We start from the raw sequence: 19,692 nt of genomic DNA, 5'->3' as shown, positions 1-19,692 counted from the left end.
CTCAATCTTTGATGACTATCTGTAACCTAAACGCTAGTCAATAGCGGGCGAGTTGGGTAAACTTAAGCCATGTCAGTGGTATGATTTTTTACACTTTTTTAGCTTGAGACCTGTTTATGCGTAACCCTTCTTTCACGGCACTTGCTTGCGCGATTACTCTGGCTGCAAGCACGCTGCTTTTAGGTTGTGATGACTCAAAAAAAGGCGTCATTGAGGACGTTGCTTCCGACATTAAAGGTGATTCAGCAGCTGAGACCACCACCGAGCCGAACAATCCGCCGGCAGCTGCCGATGAGAGCGCTGCGCCAGATGTCCCTGCCGAGCCGGTCAGCTATGATGTGACCAGTTGGTCGAATGAAGCGGTCAGCCCCATCACACTTAATGACTTGGACGACATCAAAGCAACCCTTGGCAAAGTCGTCACTACCGATGACAACAGTCTTGATTACGCCAGTAACATCGCCACCAAATACCGCTTTATGAATGATGACGCGCCGTACTTGGACTTGATTGACTCAGATAAGTATTTAGAAGTAGGTTGGTATTTTGCCAATCCAAGTGACTCAGATAAAGAAAAAGAAGTCAGCAAATCACATGCCAAACACGCTTATACTTTAGCTCGAAAGCTGATGGGCGAGGATGGCGGTCGCACCGTTGCCGATATTTTGGGCGGTCAAGTGATTAAAAATAAAGTCATCGGCGGTCAAAAAATCGAGTTGGCAAAATGCGAATTTTACAGCTGCATGCTTATTTTAAATAAAGCGGCAGGCTAAGCGTCCGTGCTGATTTATCCAAAGAGCGCTTCCGACCAAATCACCCTAGACAACCGCGCTTTAGCTTATGGCGACGGCTTTTTTACCACGATGGGCGTTTTAGGGGGCGCTATTTTATGGGAAAGTTATCACCAATCGCGATTGGCTGAGCATGCGTTAGCGCTGCAATTGGAGTTGCCTATTTTTGAATTTTGGGAAAAGGTGATAGCAAGCGCCAAAAATCTTGGTGAGGGCATCATAAAGCTTATCGTTCACCGCGCTGCCCAAAATGTCCAAGCCGTTCGTGGTTACGGCTTTAGCAGTGACGCTCAAGGTCGAGCTTGTCAGGTTTGGCTTAAAGCAAGCCCTGCCAAGATTGCCACCAAGTCTTATTGGCAGCTTGATGAAAATACCCACATTCCCATTCAGCCCTTTGGTGACGCGGTTTGCTTAACCGCTCAGCTTGCCCAATTGCCAAAGCTATTAGCCGGAGTTAAAAGCTTAAACTGCTTGGACAATGTACTGGCAGCAGGTGAATTGCAGCGCTTTAAAACGGCTCAGCCAAATTTGGTTGAAGGCTTGGTTCGTGATTTAAATGGTCATTGGGTTGAAGGTGTCATGAGCAATGTTTTTTATCAACTTAACAATGATGATAACGATTTAGATAAGGATTACTTTTCGGGTCAATGGTTGACGCCGCCGATTGAGCATTCCGGCGTCAATGGTGTGATGCGCCGCGTGATTTTGGATAAAAGCCAAAAAGAAGGTCAGCCTATTATTATCCAAAAGCTTGAAAATGACGATTTGCCAAACGTAACCAAGCTATTTTTTTGTAATGCTGTTCGCGGGGTGATGCCGATAGACCAGCTTTGGTTAAGCCAAAAATCTGGTCTCGTATTTAAGCAGTATTCTTTTTAGACGGCACTTTATTAAGTAGGCGATAAAAATGCTGCTTAAAGTTTTGTTTTCGACCTGCTTGTTGCAAGTCTTCATAGCGTAACTGAGCAAGCTTTAGATATTCCGTTTCTTTATCTATCCCAATAAAACGTCTTCCCAAAACTTGAGCGGCAACCCCAGTGGTTGCTGCTCCTGAAAAAGGATCGAGAACCAAAGCATTTTTTGGGTAGCAGCAAGAATGATTTGAGCAAGAAGCGCTAAAGGCTTTTGGGTAGGGTGTTTACCGCAAGTTTTCTCCCAAGCTGCTACTGCCGGAAGTTGCCAAACATCTTTCATTTGTTTATCGCCATTAAGCTTTTTCATCAGATCATAGTCGAAATAATGGGGTATTTTTGGATGTTTTCGCGCCCAAATGATAAACTCGGTTGAATGTGTAAAAAATCGGCAAGAAAAATTAGGGGGTGGGTTGCTTTTTTGCCAAGTGATGGTATTTAAAATTTTGAACCCTAACTGCGGCAAAGCTTGTCCTAGCATAAAAATATTATGATGAGTGCCACTTATCCAAATCGTGGCGTTGTCTGCCATGGCGTCGCGAACAATAGATAGCCAATCATAAGTAAATTCTTGAGCTATTGATGAGCTTTGAAGCTTATCCCAATAGCCTTTATTTACTGATTGGATTTTCCCGTTTTTTACGGTTAAGCCATCGTTTGATAGGAAATAAGGCGGATCAGCAAACACCATATCAACCTTGCTATCGAGAAGAGGTATAAGTTCAATACAGTCGCCTTGCCATAATGTAAAGTCTTGCGAAGGACTGTCAAAAAATAAAGGGGTCATTATCATTCCAACATATCGGCTAAAAAATATAGAAGACTTGGCAAAGCGAACTCGCCTTTACTAAAGCCCATGGTATCGCAACTATCAGGGATGACCACGGTCTGCTCAGCAAAGCGTTTATCTTGGCTAATGATTCTTAACAAATTAACAAGCTCATCGCGAGCTGAAGTTGTCATGTCAAAATTATCTTCAGGCTCAGCTGAAACCGAAATATTTAGCGTTAAGTTTTGAATAGTTATCATAGCTGCATCCTATTGGAGCATTCAAACGACTCCAAAAAAGACACTTATTGTGTGTAATTAATAATACACATGTTTATCGAGTAAGGCAAATGAAAAAACAAATTTTAGTCAAGTTTGGGCAAAGGGTTCGAACTTTGCGTAAAGCGCGAGGTTTGACGCAAAAGCAGTTTGGAGTCTTAACCGGATTTCATTACAACTATATTGGAATGATAGAGCGCGGTGAGCGCAATCCCTCCCTTGAGAACTTGGAAGTTTTTGCGGATGCTTTTGGCATGAGCCTATCAGAGCTATTAAAAATCTAAGGAGAAATTTATGAAGTTAGAAGATGTTTTTGCCAGACTGCCCAGTCTTTATCAAAAGAAGTTTCAAGAGCTTAAGCTTCAAGAAGATATTTCAAGCTTTACGATAAATAAAGGCAATACAGGACAGTTTTTACAGCAGCTTCTTGATATGCCAAACAACAGCAACCTAACGGATTTCGTTGATGGTGAGCTTAAAACAAACAAGTCTTATCCTAACGGCATGCCGCGAGAAACGATGTTCATCACTCAAATCTCTAAGGATTTTGATGAGCTATTCTTTGGAGATTTACAGACAAATAGACTATTAGAAAAAATCAGTAATTTGTTATATTTGCCTGTGGTTAAGCCCAATGCCAATGTACCTGAGGAGTGGTTTTTCTTGCCCGCTCATCATATTGACTCTAACCACTATACTGAACTTAAAGCACTTTATCTGAAAGACTTTCTTGATATTAAAGAGCAAATATTAGGGCATTTAGCAAACCCCAATGATGGCTTTATTCACACCTCAAATGGTAAGTACATTCAAATCCGAAGTAAGGATGCTAAAAGAAAAGATGGCAGTTACAATCCGATTTATTCAAAGGTCTTAGGGCGATACGTATCAAATAAAAACCATGCTTTTTATTTCAAAAAAGATTTTATGATTGCCATTCAAAACGGTACTTTACCAAGCCATAAGATCCTTTAGTAGTTTTTGATGAGCAGCTCATTGATTTGACCGCGCTTTGTTCCGTTTGAATTTATATTGCGATTGGCTTTCACGCGTTCAATGGTGTATTGAGAATAAAGATCATCAAAAAAAGTATTGTGGTTGTCAATATTTGCAGGGTCGGAGTTGCTAAGTAGCCACTGATAGCCCTTGTTATCTAACGTATCACAAAACTCTTTGAGCTGCTGCTGGTCGTTGTCATTGAAGTTATCTTTTGAATAAGCAGTAAAGCTTGCAGTATCGCTTATGGGCTTATAAGGCGGATCGATATAAAAAAAGACAGGGAGATTATGGGGGTTAATAGCGTCCAAATGACTAAGCGTGATTTCATAGCTTTGGCTAAAAAGCTCTACTTTTTGCAGCACCTTTGATGCTTGGAGAATGACCTCTTCAAAAATGAAATTCGGCTTCTTATAACTTCCAATAGGAACATTAAACTGATTTTTACTGTTCACTCGATAAAGTCCATTGAAGCCTGCCCGATTTAAAAATATAAATAAAGCAGCTTGTTCAATTGGGTTTGAGCTGCGCTCATTGAAGATTTCACGTTTAGCATAATAGTAAGGCTGTTTTTCTTCTTTACTTTGTAAGCAGTCATATTCAGATTGAATCACCTGTAAAGTATCAATCAGACTGTGAGGATGATGCTTTACGACATGATATAGGTTAATCAAATCTGTATTAATGTCATTTAAGACGGCAAATTTAGGAGCAAATTCGCTGTCAAGCAGGAACAAGGCAAGTGCAGCGCTGCCACAAAAAGGCTCAACATAAAGGTAAGGCTTGCCATCTTGAACGTATTGCGGCAAGCGCTGAGATATTTGTGATATCAGCTGACTTTTACCACCTACCCATTTAATAAAGGGTTTTGCCATTATTTACTGCCTTTTTACGAGGAGCGTAAGCTAAATTTAGGCGCAAAATTATAACATTATTATCTCCGATATGGTAAAGCCACTATAATTAGCATTGAAAAGCGGCGCGTTCAGTGCTAAATTCTAGCAAATTTCTGCCTTTTGAGTGGCCATGACCAATCCGACCAATCGTCCCGACCCAAAAGATAACCAAGCCAATCAAGCCGAGCCAGTTTCAAACGAGCCCGCCGAAAATCCCAAGCTTGATGAGCCAACCGGCAATTCTGAGGCAAAAAGCGACAACGCTGCCCCTGAAGACTTTTTAATCAATGGCGAGGGCAAACCGCGAAACTATAAAAAAGACAACCCGTCGTTTTTTATGCAGCGCGGTTATCAAGTGTTGCTCGTGGCAGGATTGATTGCCGCTTTTTTATTGGTGATGATTTATCAGACGCTGTTTGGGCGCATCACTCAACCTGCCAAAATGGTCACGATTGACGAAGGTCAAACCTATTACGGCTTGATTCCGCAGTGGCAATCGGTGCCGCTATTTTCAGCGACCATCGCCAAATTGTATATCAAATCGCAAGTGAGCGCGCCGCTGCATGCTGGAACCTATCAACTTCCTGAAAACCCAACGATGGCAGAAGCCTTGCAAGTGCTTGCTCAAGGCGCAAAAGCAGCGGTCGTCAAAATACAAATCGTTGAAGGTAAAACGGCAAAGGACTTGTTCCAAACGCTAAGGGACAATGACGCGATTAAAAAAGAAGTGTTGGTCGATGGCGCGGACAATGCCAGTATTGCCCGAGCGCTTGGGATGGATGACGCGCTGCCAGAATCGGTCAAATCAAACCCTGATTTTATCGTCAATCACAACCTTGAGGGTTGGTTTGCCCCCGATACTTATTATTACGATGAAGGCACAACCGACAAGCAGATTTTGACCGACCTTTATAAGCGCCAAAAAGCCGCGCTTGATAAAGCTTGGCAAAGCCGCTCGCAAGGATTGCCGTACCAATCGCCATATGAAGCGCTAATCATGGCGTCCATCATCGAAAAAGAAACCAGCGTCAGCGAAGAGCGACCACTGGTGTCCGCAGTATTTAACAACCGCCTGAAAAAAAGCATGCGGCTGCAAACGGACCCGACCATCATTTATGGCATGGGGGCGCGCTATGAGGGCAACATTCGCCGCCGTGATATTGATGAAGTGACCAGTTATAACACCTATCAAATCGATGGTCTGCCGCCAACGCCCATTGCGCTGCCGTCAGCGGCGTCCATTGACGCGACCTTGCATCCGGCGGACAGTGATGCACTTTATTTTGTGGCAACCGGTCACGGCGGTCACAAATTTACCACCTTGCTGAACGACCATAACCAAGCGGTCAAAGATTATCTTGGTGTGATGCGTGAAAAAAAGGCGCAGCAAAAACAAGCCGAAACCGAGAACAATCAGCCATAATTGAATAAGCTTAATAAGTGGTTAAAAGATAAGCGGTTAAAAAATATTAAAAAGTGATAAAAAATGATGAGCAAGCCAAATTTTCCTGCCCGATTTATCAGCTTTGAGGGCACCGAAGGCGTCGGCAAAACCACCGCCATCAAAGCGCTTGCGGCACAATTTGACGCGCTTGGCATTGATTATATCCAAACTCGTGAGCCAGGTGGCAGCGCCTTTGCCGAAAAATTGCGGGCGCTATTGCTTGACCCTGCCACTCAAATTAATGACGACACCGAATTGCTGCTGATGTTTGCCGCTCGCAGCGACCATTTACAGTCGGTGATTCTGCCGGCGCTGAATCAAAATAAATGGGTGATTTGCGACCGTTTTGTCGATTCTACCACCGCTTATCAAGGCTTTGGTCGCGGCTTTGGCGATAAAAGTTATTTAGATAAACTTAATCAGCTCACCGAAAATTTTGTGCCAAGACTGCCGGATTTAACCCTTTGGCTTGATTTGCCGGTCGCTGATGGCATGAGCCGCGCCGGTAAGCGCAGCAAAGCTGACCGCTTTGAGCAAGAGCGGTTGGCATTTTTTGACCGCGTTTATGACGGCTTTGCAATGTTAGCAAATCATGAGCCGAGGTTTTGCCGGATTGATGCTCAAGGCAATGCCGATGAGGTTGCGTTAAGAATTTGGCAAGCGGTTCAATCAAGATTACTCGACATTAAATCATCCTGATTTTTAACCCAATTTGATTTACGTTTTTTTATTCATCTCAATTTCTTTGCGTTTGCTAGGCGCTTTGACCTGCTCGTCAAATTTGGCGTCGGCAACCGCCCGTGCTTGCTCTTGCTTTGCCGTCACATCGACCGGTTTTGGCTGAACCTCATCATCAACCACAAGCGCGACCAATTTACAATCCATCGGAATTTGGTTGTCAAATTTATCGGTAATCACGTGCAATTTGCCGTCTTTATCAATGGTGTAGAGCGGCACAAACTGCTTATTGTCAGCTTTATATTGCGCAAAGCTATAGCTGTCGGTGAGGTTGGTGATTTTAATTCGCGCTTTTTTTGACAGCATACTGGCAAGCTTGGTGTAGGTGACGTCTTTGCCAAACAGCCAGTTGGATTGAAAGTTGCTTTGTTTGTCGTCGCGCTCATTTTTAACTTTTTCATCACTAAATTTTAGCCGGAAAATCTTTTGCTCGCCAAATTCATGCCGGTAATAAATTTCAGATAAGGTGTTCAGCTCGCGGTCGGTACTCATGGCAAATAAGCGCCCGATGCCAATCAAGTCCAAATGGTGCGAGGCGTGCTCAGAGACCGGATTGCCAAAATAGGTTCGCAGACCACTCATGCGCGCGCGAGCAATGTTGGTGTAGTTGGTGTGGGCGACGATAACGTCAAAGCCTTGGTCTTTTAGTGAGGTGGCAACCAGTAGCGCCACCGGATTTGAACCGACAATCAAAATACCATTGGTCGCAGGTTCGCGAACGCCAAGGAGTTTGGCAACCGATTTTGCGCCCAAGCCTTGAATCATCACCGTTCCGATAATCACCATAAATACCAAGGGCACAAGCAATTCAACCCCCGCAATATCATACTCTTGCAAGCGAATGGCAAACAGCGATGAAATGGCTGCTGCCACAATTCCGCGTGGACCAATCCAGCTGATCATCAGTTTTTCATTGGTTTTTAATTTTGAGCCAATCGACGACACCCAAACTGACAATGGTCGCGCAACAAACATAATAATGCCAAGCAAAATCAGCCCTTTAATACCAACGCTAAGCAAGCTGTTCAGCTCAACGCGAGCGGCAAGAACAATAAATAAAACAGAGACAAGCAGTAGCGTGAGCGACTCGTTAAACTCTAAAATGGTATCGCGCGGGAATTTTGGCCAGTTGGCAAGGGCAATGCCAAGAACGGTGACCGTCAGCAGCCCCGACTCGTGCTCTAAATGGTTGGAAATCGAAAACAATGCAAGGACATAGGCAAGGGTAAATACGTTGCGCAAAAATTCTGGAATCATATGCCGGCGCATCAAAAATGCCAACACATAAGCGCCAAGCAGCCCTAAAACGCTTGAGAGCACCACGATTTTGGAAAACAGCAATAAGCTGCTTGCCTCACCGCCTGAAATGATATATTCATAAACCAAAACCACCGCAATCGCGCCGATGGGGTCGATGATGATGCCTTCCCACCTTAAAATATTGGCAATGGTTTTATTCGGACGAACGCTTTTTAACAGCGGTACAATGACCGTCGGTCCCGTCACGCAAACCAGCGAACCAAACAGCAGCGCAATAATGGGGTCAACATCAAATAAAAAATAGGTGGATAAGGCAACGACGGTAATGGTAATTAACACCCCAACCGAAACGAGCATCCGAACGACCGTGCCGTGCTGCTTAATTTCGTCAATCTCTAAGGTCAAGGAGCCTTCAAATAAAATGATGGCAACGCCTAAGGAAATCAGCGGAAATAACAGCTCGCCAAGCAGCAAATCGGGGTCAAGGTAGCCCAAAACTGGGCCAATAATGATACCAATGACCAACAAAAACAAAATCGAGGGCTGCTTTAAATACCAAGCCAACCACTGAGCGGCAATACCAATGCCAACGATTGAGGACAATAATAACGCTGTATCCATTGCTGACCCCTTATCTTGGTAACGCCAGCCGCGATGCCGGCGCGCTAATTTTGGGGTGAACAAGCACGGGTAAAAGCATAAACATCATCTTTGAGCAGTTATAGAACGAATTATCATATCACGATTTTATTTGTCGTGGTTTAAGGGCGTCGATTGAGCCAATAAGCCAATAGCCAACGCCGCCACTTTGTTGCATAATAAGGCAACCGCTTTGGGGATTGAAAAGCCATTGACATCATTACTATTTTTTTGCTAAAAACTTGTGATGAATGGTCAGAATTACAGCGATGACAACAATAACTTGGCAATCCATCCTAAAGCCAACCTTTAAAAACCATCGGCGCTCCATAGCGCGGCAATGATGCGATTCATCGTTATAAAAGGGAAGTGAGATGCTAAAACAACCCGAAAAGCAAAACTATCAACAATCAAAAACATCATCTATTAAAGATAAAAATTTGCCCTTGCAAACGCTGTCAAAAAATATGCTCGCGCAAGCATTAAGCTTGGCTATTGCCATGGCAGGGGTGGCAAGTTTGGGCGTGGTAACGCAAGCTCAAGCCGCCGTGACCACCGCGGATTTTTCCGGATTGGTTCAGCAAGTTACCCCAGGCGTTGCTCGGGTGAACGTCACCAAAACGATTAGCGAAGCGGAGCTTGCCAACGCCCAAACCGCCGAGCTGCTGCGCCAGTTTTTTGGCGACCGCATCCGCATTCCAGAGTCGCAAACCCCTGCCATTGAGCACGCTTATGGCACCGGATTTTTTGTCACCCGCGACGGCTATATGCTTACCAACCATCATGTGGTGGAAGGTGCGGATAAAATCACCGTCACTTTAAATGACCGAACTGAGCTTGACGCCAAATTAATTGGCAGCGATGAGCGCTCCGATGTGGCGGTATTAAAAGTGAGCGGAAATAATTTCCCCGCACTGCCGATTGGCGACTCAAACGCTTTAAAAGTCGGTGAGCCCGTGCTTGCCATGGGGTCGCCGTTTGGTTTTGATTATTCAGCGTCCGCAGGAATTGTCAGCGCTAAATCCCGAAGCTTTTCGCGCGAAACCAGCGTGCCTTTTATCCAAACCGATGTTGCCTTAAACCCCGGTAACTCAGGCGGCCCGTTATTTAATCAGCGCGGTCAAGTCGTTGGTATCAACTCGCGCATTTTTAGCGGCACCGGCGGCTATATGGGGCTGTCGTTTTCAATTCCCATTGATGCGGCAATGGATATTTATCAGCAGCTAAGAACCACCGGTCAAGTGGCGCGGGCGTATCTTGGCATTTATCCACAAGACATTGACCGCAACCTTGCCGAAGCTTATAAATTGTCCAAGCCGCAGGGCGCACTTTTAACCCGAGTGGCGCCCGACTCACCGGCGCAAAAAGCAGGGTTAAAAGCCGGCGACATCATTTTGCAATATAACAATACCAAAATCGTTGAATCTTCTGATTTATTAAACCTCATCAACCGCGCCCGAACCAATGACGCTTTTAACATTCAGCTGCTTCGCGATGGCAAATCTTTGACCGTGACCGGAAAATTAGCGCCCGCGCCAAGCGACGTTCAAGCCGAAGGTCGGGATAAATTAGACAGTGACGTCAGATTGGGGCTTCGCTTGCGAAACCTCACCCCCACTGAAAAAAGCGAAATCGCCAAAGACAACAAAACCGGCGTGTTAATTACCGCCGTTGACCCAACCGGACTTGCCGCGCGCTCAGGGCTGATGACCGGAGACGTGGTCACCAATTTACACCAAAAGAAAATCACCAACGTGACCGATTTTTCTAGTGCCATCTCCTCCTTACCCAAAAAAGGCGTGGTGACCATTGAGATTATCCGTCAAGGTATTCCGGCAATTATTGGACTTCGAATTGAATAACGGCAGCCTAAAAAAAGGTTAACTGGTTAATATAATAAACCATAAAAATGTTCTTCAATGAGCACTTATCGACAAATTAAAATATGCTACACTAGCAGAGATTTTTCATAAGTGTTAATTTACACGACCGCTAACATTTTTAGTAAAGGCAAGGTTATGAGCACAGCATTTGACGATATCAAATCCCGACTTCAAGGCTCGATGGTGGCGCTGGTAACGCCGATGTTTCCTGACGGGAAGATTGATTTTGAGCGTCTAGCAAAGCTTATTGACTGGCAGATTGACCAAGGCACGCACTGCCTAGTTGCCGTGGGTACGACCGGCGAGTCGGCAACCTTGTCTATGAAAGAGCACAGCGAGGTTATTCGTTATTTCGTCAAGCACGTTAATGGCCGCGTCCCTGTCATTGCCGGAACGGGCGCGAACAACACCGTTGAAGCCATTGAGCTCACCCAAGAAGCAAAAGACGCCGGCGCGGATTGTGCGCTACTGGTGGCACCTTATTATAATAAACCACCGCAAGAAGGCTTGTTTCAGCATTATAAAGCCATTGCAGAAGCGGTTGCTTTACCGCAAATGCTTTATAACGTTCCGGGGCGAACCATCGTTGATATTAGCCAAGATACCGTTGAGCGCCTAGCCGATATTGACAATATTGTCGCGATTAAAGACGCCACCGGCTCATTACCACGCGGCGAAAAACTGATTCAAGCAGTCGGCGACCGCTTGGTGGTACTTTCAGGCGATGACGCAAGCGCGCTTGAACTGATGAAATTTGGCGCTAAAGGCAACATTTCGGTCACGGCAAACGTTGCCCCAAAAGCCATGAGCCAAACCTTTGCCGCGGCGCTCAATGGCGATTATGACGCCGCCGTTCGTGCTCACGACCCCATCAAACACTTGCATCAAGACCTATTTATTGACTCAAGCCCCATTCCGGTCAAATACGCCCTTTATAAAATGGGAATGATTGATAACGGCATCCGCTTGCCGCTGGTTTGGCTCTCTGAGGCGCACCAAAAAGTCATTGATGCCGCCTTAGCCAAAGCCAAGTTGCTGTAATTGGTATTTGGCATTAAAAGTGATAATTTAGCAATGATAATCGGTTAATTTGATTGACCAAAGAGATATGATGATGAACAAACCCCTACTTGCCTTATCCATGCTTGTTTTAAGCAGCACGATGGTGCTTAGCGGCTGCCAAAGTTTAAAAGGTTGGATTGCCAAGCGTGATAACGGCAGCCTTGATTATCAATCAAGCAAAAAACTTGCGCCGTTAGAGCTTCCTGCCAATCAGGACACCGCGCCGTTTGTGCCGCTTTATCCCACCCCAAATGTTGGCGCCAACACTTTAAACCTGCAAAACGCCGCCAAAAAACAATACCAACTGCCAAAGCCTGAGCGCGCCGTTCGCTTATCAGACAGCGCCCAATAAACTTTTGCAACCCCAGATGGGCTTATTTTTAAAGCGCCATTGAGTTAAGCGCTTAATTTAACTGACCAGTCAGGCAACCAAGACAGGCAACATAGGACAGCACTGATGCAAAGACAACAACTGCTTTACAAAGGCAAAGCCAAATCGGTTTATGAAACCGAGGACAACGATTTTTTAATCCTACATTTTCGTGATGACACCTCAGCGCTTGATGGCAAGCGCATCGAGCAGTTGGCGCGAAAAGGGGTGGTGAACAACCGCTTTAATGCCTTTATCATGCAAAAACTTGCTGAAGCTGGCATCGAAACCCACTTTGAAAAACAGCTGTCAAGCGATGAAGTTTTGGTCAAGCGCCTTGAGATGATTCCGGTTGAATGCGTGGTTCGCAACTTTGCTGCTGGCAGCTTGGTTCGCCGATTGGGGCTTGAAGAAGGTCACGAGTTAACGCCGCCGACGTTTGAGCTGTTCTATAAAGACGATGCGCTCGGTGACCCGATGGTCAATGAGTCGCTAGCCATTACCCTTGATTGGGCAACCAAAGAGCAGCTTGACACCATGAAAGCCATCAGCTTACAAGTCAACGAGGTGTTAAAAGCGCTGTTTGACCAAGGCGATTTAATCTTGGTGGATTTTAAGCTAGAATTTGGTGTGTTCCATGACCGCATCGTGTTAGGCGATGAGTTTTCACCCGACGGCTGCCGGATTTGGGACAAAGCCACCAAGAAAAAGCTGGACAAAGACCGCTTCCGTCAGTCGCTTGGTGACGTGATTGAAGGCTATGAAGAAGTGGCGAGCCGAATTGGCGTTCCGCTTGATTAAAAGTTAGCGATTTTAAGATACAAACTGGGCTTAGGCTCAGTTTTTTTTGCTTAAATTTTGGCTTTAACCGCTTTATTTAACATTGCCTTACCGATTAATAGCCATTTTTAAAAAATTAACAAATCGTGCTGTGATAAGGTTTAAGCAGTGACTTATAAATAACCACGTTAAAATTAAAACGATAATAAAAATTGAGCGGATAACTTATGAAAAAAAAGGCGTTTAAACCTGAAATCGTGCCAAACTTTGACCAAGATAAAAGCGCGCAAATCTTACCGCCGGTGTGGTTTACCCGTCCAACTTGCGTGGTGGCAAGTGACTTAATTGGTAAAATCATTTGCCGAAAAATTATTGAAGATAGCGGTGCGACAAAAACTTTGCGAATGCGAATCAGCGAAACCGAAGCTTATATCGGCGAGGGCGATGCCGCCTGCCACGCCCACGCCGGAACGCGAACGCCGCGAACCGAAATCATGTACCATGAAGGCGGCGTGATTTATGTTTATTTGACTTATGGCATCCATTTTATGCTCAACCTTGTCAGTGGCGCCGCAGAGTCGCCCGAAGCGGTCTTGATTCGTGCCGGATTTTTTGTGGATGAGGTAGGCAATTTAGACAACGCCAATCCGAATTTTGACATCAAGCAGCTTTCAGGGCCAGGTAAATTAACCAAGCACTTAAAGATTGATAAAAGCCTTTACGGCAAAGTGATTGCACCAACATCTATGCTTTGGGTTGAAGATGACGGCGAAAGACCGCCGGTGTCACTGCGACCACGAATTGGCATTGATTACGCAGGGGAGGCTAAAGACTGGCTGCTGCGTTACCTTTGGACGGCTCAACCGTCGCTTTCCAAAAAATAATTAAGTTGTTATTTGACTTAAGATTTTAAAAATAATAAGGAAATAACCATGATTAAATTAACCGTATTTATTCCAGATGAGGCGCTCGAGCAAGTTAAAACTGCCCTTTTTGAGGCAGGGGCAGGAAAAATTGGCAATTATGATAAGTGCTGCTGGCAAGTTAAAGGCGAAGGTCAGTTCAGGCCGCTGTCAGGAAGCTCGCCGCATATTGGCACGCAAAATCAGTTTGAAACGGTAGCCGAGTGGCGCGTTGAAATGGTCGTGGCTGATGATAAAATTGCCGCGGTCATTGCCGCGCTTGAACAGGCGCATCCTTATGAAACGCCTGCTTATGATGCGATTAAAGTTCTTGATATTTAATAAAAAAGTTAGCTTTTTTTAACGGTTAATCTTTTTTGATATTAATCACGTTATAGCTTGGGTAATCCAAATCGATTTTATACTTTTGACCGCCGCGATTGGCTTTAACGCGAATGGTTTTATCGCCCTTATTGTAACGAACATCACGAACTTGATAGCCCATATTGCTGACACGATTGGCAGCCGTCTGCTCAATGGCAGGGCGATAAATGTCTTTATCAATGGTGTTGATGGTTTTTTTGTGCTTTTTATAAATTTTGCTGTCTTTATAAATGTCCTCGTAAAGATCGCCGTAAGCATTATAACCGTCCGGCGTGGTCATACAGCCGGTAACGCTGCTTAATATGACGGTCATGAGTCCGGCAGCCATGCTTGGTTTTAACCACGATGAAGTCATCCCTTAATTCTCCTAAAATCACTAATAAAAAAAGGTCAAATAAACCAAGGACTGATTTATTCGACCGGCGGCGTCAAGGAAGCGACGCCAAAAGGTTAGGGCACTTTATACTTGCCCAAGGTTCAAGCTCAAGCGCCAACAAGCCAGCGCTTAAATAAGTTGCGGTGAAGATAAACGTTTTGACCACGCCATCCATCAGTCCTTTTCAACTTTAATCACATTTAAATTAGGATAGCCCAAGATAATATCATAGTCTTGAGCGCCTTTTTTCGCCTCAATCTCAAAGACGCCGCGATTGTTTTTTTCATCGACCTCTATTTTTTTGACCTGATAGCCCATTGAGGTGACCTTGCGAATAGCCTGCTGTTTGATGGCAGGATAACGCGATTCTTTTTTGATGTTGTCTTCAATATCCTCATTATGATGTTTTTGCTTATTGTAATTGGCGTGATGGTAACTGCCTTGATGAAGCTGCTTTTTGTCCTGCCAAACGGTTGACCACTGTTTTTGGCTTGAACTGATTAATTTTAGCCCCGGATAAGTGTAATGCAGCTCGTACGGCAAATTATTTTTTTTGGCAAAAACAAGAAGTGATGGGTTACTTTTGCGATTGTCAACTTCAATGTCCATCACCTGATAGCCTGATTTCGTCAAATCGTGGCGCAGTTTTTGCGCCAGGGTATTAAAGTTACCATCACGATAAATCGCTTGGTTATAGTTATTGGTCGCCATTGCCGAGCTGCCAAGAGCGGTTCCTAGCACCGCGACAGTCATCGCAGAAACTGCTGCTGCTTTTAGATATTGAGATAAGATAGCCACGTTCTGCTCCTGTTTGTTGCTTGCCTTTTTATAAATACTACCCGTTCAGTTGAAATAATTTCTTACAAAGCTATGGTAGTCATCAAAACTTGAGGTTAGATGTCGATTTGGTTAAAAAGATGTAACTAAAAAAGACGGTTAGGTAATTTTAGCAAGTTTTTGCAAAACACGGTTTTCATCAAGGTAAAGATAAACGTTCGAAAAATTTGAAATGAATTGATTATTGTTCTATTTAGATTTTGGAATTAAAAGACAATAAATTCCTCTAAAAAATAATAAAAATAACAATTGTAAAGATAGTAAGCGTAATGGCTTAAAAATACTTAAATTGAAAATACTTCTAAAATTTTCAAGAAAATTTGTAATTTATATTCAAGTGGTTGATTAATATGATAAATTTATAATAAATAAATTAGCTTTTTTATATTAAGGCAACTTTTCCCAAAAATGCCCCATAATATCAAAGTATTTTTATCAAACAATTATTTGCAATAAAAAATTTTAATCGTTAAAATATGTAATTATAGCTTTCTTAAAGGATAATCGCATGAAACGATTGTTGGTTTTAAGCTTATTGGCTTCTTCAATCCTGATGTTATCGGGTTGTGGGGATACGGGCGAGCGAATGATTAAGGCGGCAGCTAAGGCGATTGTCGAGGAGGAAGATAAAACCAATGCGCCGCCAGCCGCCACGGCTCCCGAACAGACCCCTCCTGAAATCGTCTATAACCAAGAGCCAAGCATGAATCAGCCTCAAGATGAGGCAACTTATTATGAGCCGCAAGATTCTGTAGCGGCAGCGCCTGACCCTACAGCTTACGAAAATTTGCCACCAAAGCCCGCTCCTGCGGCTGCGCCAAGTTCAGGACTGACGGAAACGGTCGTTCGTTATCGCGCCAGTGTATTAACGCAATACGGCGGTAAGGTCTTGGTTCGGCAAGCGCCGTCTAAAACTTCGAAAAAACTTGGATTTTTATATGACCAAGAGGAGGTTTGGGTGATTGGCGAGACCAATAAATGCGAGGTGATTAATAGGATTGAGGGGTGTTGGGTAAAAGTGATGGATGTCAATCGCTTGGTTGGCTATAGCTTCGGCGGTTATTTGCAGTATTAATAAAGTGAGATACGATGAGACGCTCAAGCGATAACCGCGGTCGGCTGACCAGTTTTTTGGTTGGCATTGCTTTTTGTTTTGTGGGCATGACACTGCTCATCTATTTGGCTAAAGACATCGTCATTGATGCTATCCGTGAGCCTAACGCGGCAGGTCAGCTAACGGACCCGACCGCGGCGAGCGATGCTGAGGGTAGTTTGCAGCTGCCACCAAAGCCGATCCCAACCGATCCGAACGCGCCAGTTCAATTGCCAGATAGTCGCATAGCGCAAAACTTACCACCTGATCAGCCGCTGCCGTCAAAGCCACATTCAGGGCGCCTTGATGACGTTCATGGTCAAGGCGGTCGCGACCATTTACGAGCCATCCACAGCCAGTTTACTAGTAAAGAAGAATGGGTTCATCATAACGTTTATCCGGCATTAATGACATTAATTAGCGCCGCCAAACAAGATGGCATTGATTTGTCTATCGTTTCAGCGTACCGCTCTTATAGTCATCAGCGCCGAATTTGGGAAAATAAGTGGGGCAATGCTTCAGATACGGATATCGAAAAAGCGCGCCATATTTTACGTTACTCCTCTTTTCCAGGAACCAGCCGTCACCACTGGGGCACCGATGTTGATTTTAACAGCGTGGCGCTTGATTATTGGAACTCGCCAAAAGGTCGAACGGCTTATCGCTGGCTTAGCAACAATGCGCCCAAATTTGGCTTTTGCCAAGTTTATGCTTCAGGTCGCAACAAAGGCTACGCTGATGAGCCGTGGCACTGGTCGCATACGCCTACGGCAAACTATTATTATCATCAAATCTCAACCATGCCGGTATTACAAACCGCGCTTGCGCAGCCGCTTAAAGGGGCGGCCGCCGTTCGCCAAATACCTGAGCATATGATGGACTATATCACAGGGGTAAGCAGCTGCCGAGTGAGTGCTCAGGCTGCAACTTCAAATAGAGTCGTAGCAGCGTCTTTGCAAAAAAACAGTCGCAAACCGCAGCAGTCGCTAAATAACAATGATGTTCTTGCTGATATACATTCAGAGCCTATCAGCGGCTCGCAAGTTTCTCATAATAAAAATCATAATATCCCAAAGCCTGATTTACCGCCTGATACAGTGGTTGAAAGCCTTCCTAATGCGTCGCAATCTTCAATAGCCGAAGCAACAAATGGCAAAAGTATTCAAATACGGACAGATAAAGGTGGGGTCGCGATGATTACAAATGCCCCTATAGTTAATCCTTAGAATTAGAAAATAATTTAGACCGTGTAAGCAAAAGCTTACAAGCAATGTCGTTCACGCGACTTAACACGGCGGCAACAATTTGCGATTATAGTCTCACGGCATGAGGGATTGTGACCCAAGGATTGGGTGCTCCGTATTAAGGACAAACATTTAAAAGCTGGCATCAGGATGATTAACGCTTTTAAAGTACGGACACAACCTTCAGATGATAAGCTAAAGCTTGTCATAAGATGCAAAATGGGCAGGATGCTCAGTATCACTACCAGTTACGTGGCAAGGATGTCGCTAGGTGGTAATGATAATATCAAGGATGATAGACGAAAAAACCGCAAACTCAGTAATGAGATTGCGGTTTTTTCGTGTTTGCCTGAGCAAAGCTCATAAAAAAGCTGCACCGAGAGGATGCAGCTTTTTATTGTTTATCTTATGATGGCGTAAAGATAAAGGTTAGATTGTCATTAATTTAACGCCTAAAGCTTCGATTGATTAATAATCATTGGCGCGGCGCCAGTCGTCAACTTCACGCTCAGCTTCATCTTTAGCACGACCATAACGCTCTTGAATTCGACCTACCAGTTTGTCACGGCTGCCTTCAATGTGGGTTAAGTCGTCGTCAGTGAGGTCAGCCCACTTTTGTTTTACCGTGCCTTTTAATTGGTTCCACTCGCCTTTTAGAGTATGTTCGTTCATTATGTTGTCCTTATTGTAGTCATGGCGCGTCATCTTGATTTTTCGTTATGACTGAGTATGAGACGCGATGAGAAGTTATCAATTGCTTTTAAGCAATCTTAAGCTTTGATTTTATTGGTTTTGTTTTCACAGCGTGCTGTCGCCCACTGCTAGTTCCTAATATAATTAGAATCGATTTTGTTGTCTGTATAAGCAATGTTTATAGTGTTATCAAAGTATAATCGTTCTCAATTACTTTGTTAACCTAAGCGGCTAATAACGACCAATAATAGTATCTAAGCCCATTAAGTAACGGCTCAGTTTTATTAAGTAACCTCGTAATTCATTAGACAGGGGGCTAACTAAACCTTATTTTTGACGAGCAACGTCCGCTTGCAGCGCTTCAGGAAGCGGTAAAATGGTCAAATCGCTACGTTCTAAATGCTCGGGTCTAGCCACAACCAGTGCTTTAAAGCCGTCATTTGCCGCTATCGCATTAACGACTTGAACGTTATCAGTTTTATCGCCAGCGTTTGGCACGGCGCCGCTGCCTTTAACCAAATGCAAAAAGGCTTTTGGGGCGGATTTAAAATAAATTCGCGCAATAACTTCTTGCCCCAAATAACAGCCTTTATCGTAATCCATGCCGCCGCGCTGATGTAGTCGCAGCTCTTGCGGTTGAAATTCGCCTTGGGTCGCCGCCACAATCCAATAGTTGCCGCTGTTGATGCTGGCTGCCATCCACGAGTTACGCTCATCATCGCAATTGTGATCGGTGTTATGGCTAAAAGTTGGCTCGCCGTCCAACACGCAAGGGTAAACGTCGATGGATTCTTTGGTGGTAAATTTGGAAAATGCGCCAAATTTTTTCAGATGCGCAAGGAAACTTGCCGAACAGTCTTGGGATATGACCATGTCAAACTGCTGCTCGCCGTGGCGCTTAATCCAAATGCCAAAGTCAATGCGACCTTTTAGGTTACAAATGGCAGCGGCTTGGTAGCTCAGTCCGAGTTTAGTAACGTCGCAAGTGAGCTGACCTTGCAAAAATTTTGCGGCGTCAACGCCTTCAATGCTGATTTGTACAAATTGCGGTGTTGCGTTGGTTGCACTTTTTTCAGCCAGATTTTTAGTTAGGTTGTTGGTTTCGCTAGTCATTATCGTATCCTTTAAATCGTTTTTATTCTGAAGTTGGGTTGAGGTTATAAGATTTGACCTTATTTTAAAACAGTAGCATAAAAAAGGCGACCAAGCTTTAGCATGCAGGTATTGGTGAATTGCGGCAGCTTCGGCTACAATAGGGCGTTGATTTTTAATTGATTTGCTTTTTTCGGTTTGTTATTAACCCATTATTATTAAGCTGTTTCCAAATTCACCCAAATATAGGCGGC

21 protein-coding genes and 1 pseudogene are annotated in these 19,692 nt (G+C 44.4%); 14 read left to right on the top strand and 8 right to left on the bottom strand.

The window, feature by feature from the left end; genetic code table 11:
* Positions 1 to 116: 116 nt before the first annotated feature.
* Together ACZ5XY_RS05125 and ACZ5XY_RS05120 are read left to right on the top strand one after the other, a co-directional pair.
* Positions 117 to 773 carry a hypothetical protein gene (locus ACZ5XY_RS05125; protein ID WP_464743487.1) on the top strand — a complete coding sequence of 219 codons (657 nt, stop codon included), beginning with the start codon at positions 117 to 119 and terminating at the stop codon, positions 771 to 773.
* A 6-nt stretch (positions 774 to 779) separates the two neighbouring features.
* Positions 780 to 1,670, top strand: a complete 891-nt coding sequence (locus ACZ5XY_RS05120; protein WP_464743486.1) for an aminotransferase class IV — start codon at positions 780 to 782, stop codon at positions 1,668 to 1,670.
* Here ACZ5XY_RS05120 and ACZ5XY_RS05115 read toward each other — a convergent pair.
* Positions 1,651 to 2,393 (bottom strand): annotated as a pseudogene (locus ACZ5XY_RS05115) (DNA-methyltransferase). The gene ACZ5XY_RS05120 and the pseudogene ACZ5XY_RS05115 sit on opposite strands and share 20 nt — an antisense overlap.
* 98 nt (positions 2,394 to 2,491) lie before the next feature.
* Positions 2,492 to 2,731 (bottom strand): hypothetical protein, encoded by a 240-nt coding sequence (locus tag ACZ5XY_RS05110; protein ID WP_464743484.1) that lies wholly within the window; start codon positions 2,729 to 2,731, stop codon positions 2,492 to 2,494.
* A gap of 89 nt (positions 2,732 to 2,820) precedes the next feature.
* Here ACZ5XY_RS05110 and ACZ5XY_RS05105 point away from each other — a divergent pair, with 89 nt between their 5' ends.
* Complete coding sequence (locus tag ACZ5XY_RS05105; protein ID WP_464743482.1) at positions 2,821 to 3,033, top strand: helix-turn-helix domain-containing protein; 213 nt, start codon at positions 2,821 to 2,823, stop codon at positions 3,031 to 3,033.
* Between the two features lie 10 nt (positions 3,034 to 3,043).
* Positions 3,044 to 3,724 (top strand): PDDEXK family nuclease, encoded by a 681-nt coding sequence (locus ACZ5XY_RS05100; RefSeq protein WP_464743481.1) that lies wholly within the window; start codon positions 3,044 to 3,046, stop codon positions 3,722 to 3,724.
* Here ACZ5XY_RS05100 and ACZ5XY_RS05095 read toward each other — a convergent pair.
* Positions 3,721 to 4,620, bottom strand: a complete 900-nt coding sequence (locus tag ACZ5XY_RS05095; protein WP_464743479.1) for a DNA adenine methylase — start codon at positions 4,618 to 4,620, stop codon at positions 3,721 to 3,723. The genes ACZ5XY_RS05100 and ACZ5XY_RS05095 overlap by 4 nt on opposite strands.
* A 151-nt stretch (positions 4,621 to 4,771) precedes the next feature.
* Here ACZ5XY_RS05095 and mltG point away from each other — a divergent pair, with 151 nt between their 5' ends.
* Together mltG and tmk are read left to right on the top strand one after the other, a co-directional pair.
* The gene (gene mltG / locus ACZ5XY_RS05090) at positions 4,772 to 6,064 is read left to right on the top strand and encodes an endolytic transglycosylase MltG (RefSeq protein ID WP_464743477.1); all 1,293 of its coding nucleotides are present in this window, start codon (positions 4,772 to 4,774) and stop codon (positions 6,062 to 6,064) included.
* Between the two features lie 66 nt (positions 6,065 to 6,130).
* Complete coding sequence (tmk, locus tag ACZ5XY_RS05085; RefSeq protein ID WP_464743768.1) at positions 6,131 to 6,784, top strand: dTMP kinase; 654 nt, start codon at positions 6,131 to 6,133, stop codon at positions 6,782 to 6,784.
* An 18-nt stretch (positions 6,785 to 6,802) separates the two neighbouring features.
* On the opposite strand, the gene ACZ5XY_RS05080 is transcribed toward tmk, so the two are convergent.
* Entirely contained in the window at positions 6,803 to 8,704 is a 1,902-nt protein-coding gene (locus ACZ5XY_RS05080) for a cation:proton antiporter (protein WP_464743475.1), read from the bottom strand.
* Positions 8,705 to 9,189: 485 nt separating this feature from the next.
* Here ACZ5XY_RS05080 and ACZ5XY_RS05075 point away from each other — a divergent pair, with 485 nt between their 5' ends.
* From ACZ5XY_RS05075 to ACZ5XY_RS05050, 6 genes are all read left to right on the top strand, one after another.
* Positions 9,190 to 10,584, top strand: coding sequence for a Do family serine endopeptidase (locus ACZ5XY_RS05075; RefSeq protein ID WP_464743766.1), 1,395 nt, complete (start codon positions 9,190 to 9,192; stop codon positions 10,582 to 10,584).
* Between the two features lie 156 nt (positions 10,585 to 10,740).
* Positions 10,741 to 11,646, top strand: coding sequence for a 4-hydroxy-tetrahydrodipicolinate synthase (dapA, locus tag ACZ5XY_RS05070; RefSeq protein WP_464743473.1), 906 nt, complete (start codon positions 10,741 to 10,743; stop codon positions 11,644 to 11,646).
* A gap of 67 nt (positions 11,647 to 11,713) precedes the next feature.
* Entirely contained in the window at positions 11,714 to 12,019 is a 306-nt protein-coding gene (locus ACZ5XY_RS05065) for a hypothetical protein (RefSeq protein WP_464743471.1), read from the top strand.
* A gap of 105 nt (positions 12,020 to 12,124) precedes the next feature.
* Positions 12,125 to 12,838 carry a phosphoribosylaminoimidazolesuccinocarboxamide synthase gene (purC, locus tag ACZ5XY_RS05060; RefSeq protein WP_464743469.1) on the top strand — a complete coding sequence of 238 codons (714 nt, stop codon included), beginning with the start codon at positions 12,125 to 12,127 and terminating at the stop codon, positions 12,836 to 12,838.
* A 206-nt stretch (positions 12,839 to 13,044) separates the two neighbouring features.
* The gene (locus ACZ5XY_RS05055; protein WP_464743467.1) at positions 13,045 to 13,701 is read left to right on the top strand and encodes a DNA-3-methyladenine glycosylase; all 657 of its coding nucleotides are present in this window, start codon (positions 13,045 to 13,047) and stop codon (positions 13,699 to 13,701) included.
* Between the two features lie 48 nt (positions 13,702 to 13,749).
* Entirely contained in the window at positions 13,750 to 14,061 is a 312-nt protein-coding gene (locus tag ACZ5XY_RS05050; protein WP_464743465.1) for an NGG1p interacting factor NIF3, read from the top strand.
* A 25-nt stretch (positions 14,062 to 14,086) separates the two neighbouring features.
* Here ACZ5XY_RS05050 and ACZ5XY_RS05045 read toward each other — a convergent pair whose 3' ends face one another.
* Both ACZ5XY_RS05045 and ACZ5XY_RS05040 read right to left on the bottom strand, forming a co-directional pair.
* Entirely contained in the window at positions 14,087 to 14,458 is a 372-nt protein-coding gene (locus ACZ5XY_RS05045; protein WP_464743463.1) for a hypothetical protein, read from the bottom strand.
* A gap of 195 nt (positions 14,459 to 14,653) precedes the next feature.
* A complete protein-coding gene (locus tag ACZ5XY_RS05040; protein WP_464743461.1) occupies positions 14,654 to 15,277 on the bottom strand; it encodes a hypothetical protein in 624 nt (207 codons plus the stop codon).
* A gap of 547 nt (positions 15,278 to 15,824) precedes the next feature.
* Here ACZ5XY_RS05040 and ACZ5XY_RS05035 point away from each other — a divergent pair.
* Positions 15,825 to 16,391, top strand: a complete 567-nt coding sequence (locus ACZ5XY_RS05035) for an SH3 domain-containing protein (protein WP_464743459.1) — start codon at positions 15,825 to 15,827, stop codon at positions 16,389 to 16,391.
* Positions 16,392 to 16,405: 14 nt separating this feature from the next.
* Positions 16,406 to 17,635 carry a M15 family metallopeptidase gene (locus ACZ5XY_RS05030; RefSeq protein ID WP_464743457.1) on the top strand — a complete coding sequence of 410 codons (1,230 nt, stop codon included), beginning with the start codon at positions 16,406 to 16,408 and terminating at the stop codon, positions 17,633 to 17,635.
* A gap of 486 nt (positions 17,636 to 18,121) precedes the next feature.
* Here ACZ5XY_RS05030 and ACZ5XY_RS05025 read toward each other — a convergent pair whose 3' ends face one another.
* Both ACZ5XY_RS05025 and ygfZ read right to left on the bottom strand, forming a co-directional pair.
* Entirely contained in the window at positions 18,122 to 18,325 is a 204-nt protein-coding gene (locus ACZ5XY_RS05025; protein ID WP_464743455.1) for a CsbD family protein, read from the bottom strand.
* 348 nt (positions 18,326 to 18,673) lie between these two features.
* Complete coding sequence (gene ygfZ / locus ACZ5XY_RS05020; protein WP_464743453.1) at positions 18,674 to 19,459, bottom strand: CAF17-like 4Fe-4S cluster assembly/insertion protein YgfZ; 786 nt, start codon at positions 19,457 to 19,459, stop codon at positions 18,674 to 18,676.
* Between the last annotated feature and the right edge of the window lie 233 nt (positions 19,460 to 19,692).

Source organism: Psychrobacter sp. GTC18467 (genome assembly GCF_055397455.1).
This window is presented reverse-complemented; position numbering and strand designations above follow the sequence as displayed.